Source organism: Stieleria sedimenti (assembly GCF_025060895.1).
Taxonomy (GTDB): domain Bacteria; phylum Planctomycetota; class Planctomycetia; order Pirellulales; family Pirellulaceae; genus Stieleria; species Stieleria sedimenti.
Window position 1 is genome coordinate 1 of record NZ_JANZKV010000286.1, and the last position, 3,881, is coordinate 3,881.

A 3,881-nucleotide genomic window follows, 5' to 3' on the forward strand; every position below is an offset into this window, starting at 1 on the left:
AAACGCCAGAGAGGGCCGACCCCCAGAGAGGCTTAGCGACTTCCGCGACGATCGATGTGGGCTGCAAAACCGATCACCAGCCCCCTCATCCCCAGCCCTTCTCCCCCACAAATCGACAAGCAAGCTTGTTACGACTTGTGGGGGAGAAGGGAGCCATGAATCTTGCGGTAATAAAATTGACGTCCGCTTGCTGCGCTCGACCCTCCAGCCAGGAAGGGTGGCTTCTCAACTCGACGCCTCGGGCGTCGTTCACTCGTCGCCGGCGCGGATGAACGGCGTCAGCACGGGCTCGTAGCGGCAGATCTCGCTGTCATCGAAGTAGATGCCCAACTCTCGTTGGGCCGCTTCGGCACCGTCGCTGGCGTGGACCAGGTTCATTTGCCGGCTGCTGCTGAAATCACCGCGAATGGTCCCGGCGGCGGCATTGAGCCCGCTGGTGGCGCCCAACATGTCGCGAACGACTTTGATGACGTCGAGCCCATCGATGGCCATGGCGACGATCGGGGCCGACGTGATGAATGCTTCCAGGCTCGGGTAGAACGGTTTGTCGACGTGTTCGGCGTAGTGTTTTTTCGCCATTTCCGGCGTCACTTTCAGCATCTTCATTGCAACGATGTTCAAGCCTTTGGCTTCGAATCGCGCGATCAATTGTCCCATCAATCGCCGCTGGACCGCGTCGGGTTTGAGAAGAACCAGGGTGCGTTGCATCAGATCACTCATCAAAAATTAACTCCACTCAAGCCTTTCGGATGTTTGCGGCGACCGCCTAGGACTTGCTGCGGGGCCGTGTCGAAACGTTTTCGCAGCGAATTATCAGCTTCTGCAGCGGTTGCGCGAAGCGGGTATTAAGGGAAGGGTTCGGACCTGATAGATTTCAGCGTCCCGACCCGACTGTGGGAATGAGCCAACTGTGGCAATGACCCGACTGTGGCAATGGCGCGACCCGGGAGAATTGATTGTCGGCGTGTCGCGCGCCCGAGCGGGGCATCGATTGGTGCCCGGGGCTGTGGTTGGATCGACACCGGAAGTAAGAACCTTAACAAGGCGACACGATGACAGAAGCTGAGCAGCATGATGAGGACGAGGCCCAGGGAAATGAGCAGCACGGGCATGCCCATGTGCATTCGCATGGATCGGGCGGATCGCAGAAAAAGCGGATCTATCTGGTGCCGTATCCCAAGTTTATTTTCATGTACCCGACGTTGATCATCTCGATCCTTGCGACGTTGGTGTTATGGATTGGCGGTCACTCGATTGCTGATCCGGCCGAGACCGTCCCGGTCGTGATGACGGGGATCTTCCTGTGCGTGATGATGGCCAACCTGTTCATCATCGTCTTTGATTTTCCCAGGGCGACGTCGCTGACGTTGGTGTTCATCGTGACCACGGTCGCGATGGGGGTGTGGATGTTATTTCTCACCCGCCCCGATTTATTGCCTGCGGTGGGCGATTGGATCAAGCGGATCCGCCCGGTCGCCAACACGACGTTCTTTCTGTGCACGACGATCGGAATGGCGTTGATGTATATCGCGGTCTTTGTCAGTACCAAGTTCAACTATTGGGAACTGTCCAACAACGAACTGCTGCATCACCACGGCTTGCTGAGCGATCTGAAACGCTATCCGGCTCCGAACTTGCGTGTCGACAAGGAGATCAACGACGTGTTTGAATACATCTTGCTGGGGGCGGGGCGATTGATTTTGCACCCGACGACGGAGAAGCGGGCGATCGTGCTGGATAACATTCTGTTCGTCGGAAAGAAAGAAGAGCAGATGACGAGAATGCTGGGATCGATCAAGGTCAAGATCGGCGACGACAGCGGTTCCAGTTAATCGAGTTCGTGGTCGGCAAAGTCATCGGTTCCCGCTGACCGGGCGTGTTCGGACCGTTTGCGAAGCGGGGCGAGCATGCGATCGAGGGCTTTGAGGGCAACCGGCATCGCCGCCCCGGCGTCTTTCCATTGGTCCCACCAGTTGGCGACGATCTTGCCGACCGACTCGTCGCCGAGCCGCCACAACGCCACCGCTGTCTCGATCGGCAAGGGATCGGCGCGGAACAATTCCAGATTCGCCCCGGCGGTCAACACGACCGGCACGCAGCCGAGATCCCAGGGCAAGGACGTGCGGCGGTGGGTTCCCGAGCCGAAGTCTTCGGGGTGGCTGGGGGTTTCAACCTGTCCCAGCGTTGCCGCCAAGTGACGCCCCACGGCGACTTGTGTGACCCAGAATGCCAACCGAAAGATCTCGCTCACGGCGGGATCGGCGTCGGTCAACATCGCTTCGATCCAGACGCGGCATTGGCCCGAGTCAAACCCGCCGTCGCCGCCGCGGACCGGTTGGACCAACAGGCAATCGACGTTCTCGGGCCACCATTTTTCCGGCGGTGCCGACCCCCAGATCTGTCGCGCCGTTTCGATCAACAGGCCCGGACCATAGGTTTGCCAGCGGTCTTTGAGGGGACCGGCCCGCAGACCGAGCTGTTGTTCCAGCTTCGGAAAACGTTGTTGGTAGGCGATCCGGCATTGGTCGAGTTGGGTTCCCAGTGCCGCGGCGGTCTGGTCGATCTGAAGCTCGCTGCAGCCGGCGGCGACCAGGGCCGGTGGACAGGACTGCCGGGCCGTCCGCCCGGCGGCAACCGAAGCGAACAGTGCCGACCAGAACGCTCGGACGTCGGCCAGGGCCGAGACGAGCCGTGTGTTGATTTCGCTGGTCGGACCGCTCAGTGCCGATTCGGTCCGCTGGTCGCTGCAGACGCCACCGGTGGCGACGACGAATGAGGCGTGAATCACGCTCAAATCGACCGCAGGTTGAAATCGGACGTTGGATTTCTTGGCCAAGGCTCTGAAACTCGTGCAGCGATCTAGGGGGTGGAAGACAGTTGGGACTGGATCCATTGTTCCAGCTCGTCAAAATCCACGGGCGGAAGCTCTGACAGATCGGGACGCAATTTTACCGCGTCGTGCAAGTAGAAGTGCTGGATCTCGGACTGTGATTTCTCGGTGTTCCAGTGCAGCAACACGCGAATGCAGCGTGGCAACGATTTTTCGACCGTGATTTCGTATCCGCACAACAACGGGACTTCCAACCATCCGAGTTGGCGCGCGGCCAACGCGGGGAATTCCGCCGACAGGTCCTTGGTCACGGTGAAGTAGGCGCTGGCCAAGTCCGCCGTGTCGATCCCGTTTTGGCGAATCATCAGCGCCAGCAACTGCCTCGTTGCGAGCAAGATTTCGTCACGATCATCCGCTTGGACCGTTGTCGCACCGCGGACGCCTCGGCAAGCCAACATACTTTCTGATTCCTTAGGGCAATGGACCAATTCGCCGTGCGACCGGCGTGAGCCGCCCGCGGGCGCGTTTTGCTCATCGCCCGATTTCGACGGTGGTCAGAATTGACGGGTTTCCTGTCGCCGATTTAGCCGTATAAAGCTTACTCGGAAACGCCTACTATAGGGGCCGAACCGCCCGGCCGATAACCGTCTTGACCGGCCCATGACATTCGACCACACCTTTCCATTCGGAAACTGAATATGAGCGACCACCGTTCGCCCTATCAAGAACGAATTATCAAGAATTACTACCAAAACCGGGATTCTATTGGGATCCAAAAGGCTCAAGAAGCGGTCAGCGAACTGTACCTGAGCCAAGGCAAGAAGCGAGAAACCGTCTGGAAACGGTTGATCAGCCATCTGGAGAAGGCCGGATTGCCGGCCGAGCAGATCGAACATCTGCGCGAAAAAGATGACCCTGCGTTGGTCGCCGAGGCCATCGGAAAGCTCGCCTGAGACGGCGATCGGCCGCGAACATCGACGACGGCCGGTCGATGGGGTGGTGTTTGTCGAGCGGAAAAGGGGGCAGCTGCAAATGGCACGGGCAGACGTGT

5 protein-coding genes are annotated in these 3,881 nt (G+C 59.1%); 2 read left to right on the forward strand and 3 right to left on the reverse strand.

Going from position 1 to position 3,881, the window contains the following annotated elements; all coding sequences use genetic code 11:
* Window positions 1-249 precede the first annotated feature (249 nt).
* Window positions 250-708: a nucleoside-diphosphate kinase gene (ndk, locus tag NZK35_RS30370; protein ID WP_259636292.1), complete on the reverse strand. Its 459-nt coding sequence runs from the start codon at window positions 706-708 to the stop codon at window positions 250-252.
* Window positions 709-1,052: 344 nt separating this feature from the next.
* Between ndk and NZK35_RS30375 the strand changes: the two genes are divergently transcribed.
* A complete protein-coding gene (locus NZK35_RS30375) occupies window positions 1,053-1,832 on the forward strand; it encodes a hypothetical protein (RefSeq protein ID WP_259636290.1) in 780 nt (259 codons plus the stop codon).
* Here the strand turns inward: NZK35_RS30375 and NZK35_RS30380 are convergent.
* Both NZK35_RS30380 and aroH read right to left on the reverse strand, forming a co-directional pair.
* Window positions 1,829-2,836, reverse strand: a complete 1,008-nt coding sequence (locus tag NZK35_RS30380; protein WP_259636291.1) for a hypothetical protein — start codon at window positions 2,834-2,836, stop codon at window positions 1,829-1,831. The genes NZK35_RS30375 and NZK35_RS30380 overlap by 4 nt on opposite strands.
* A gap of 23 nt (window positions 2,837-2,859) precedes the next feature.
* Entirely contained in the window at window positions 2,860-3,288 is a 429-nt protein-coding gene (gene aroH / locus NZK35_RS30385) for a chorismate mutase (protein WP_145208548.1), read from the reverse strand.
* 240 nt (window positions 3,289-3,528) lie between these two features.
* On the opposite strand from aroH, the gene NZK35_RS30390 reads away from it, so the two are divergent.
* Window positions 3,529-3,783 (forward strand): hypothetical protein, encoded by a 255-nt coding sequence (locus NZK35_RS30390; protein ID WP_145208546.1) that lies wholly within the window; start codon window positions 3,529-3,531, stop codon window positions 3,781-3,783.
* Window positions 3,784-3,881: the final 98 nt, after the last annotated feature.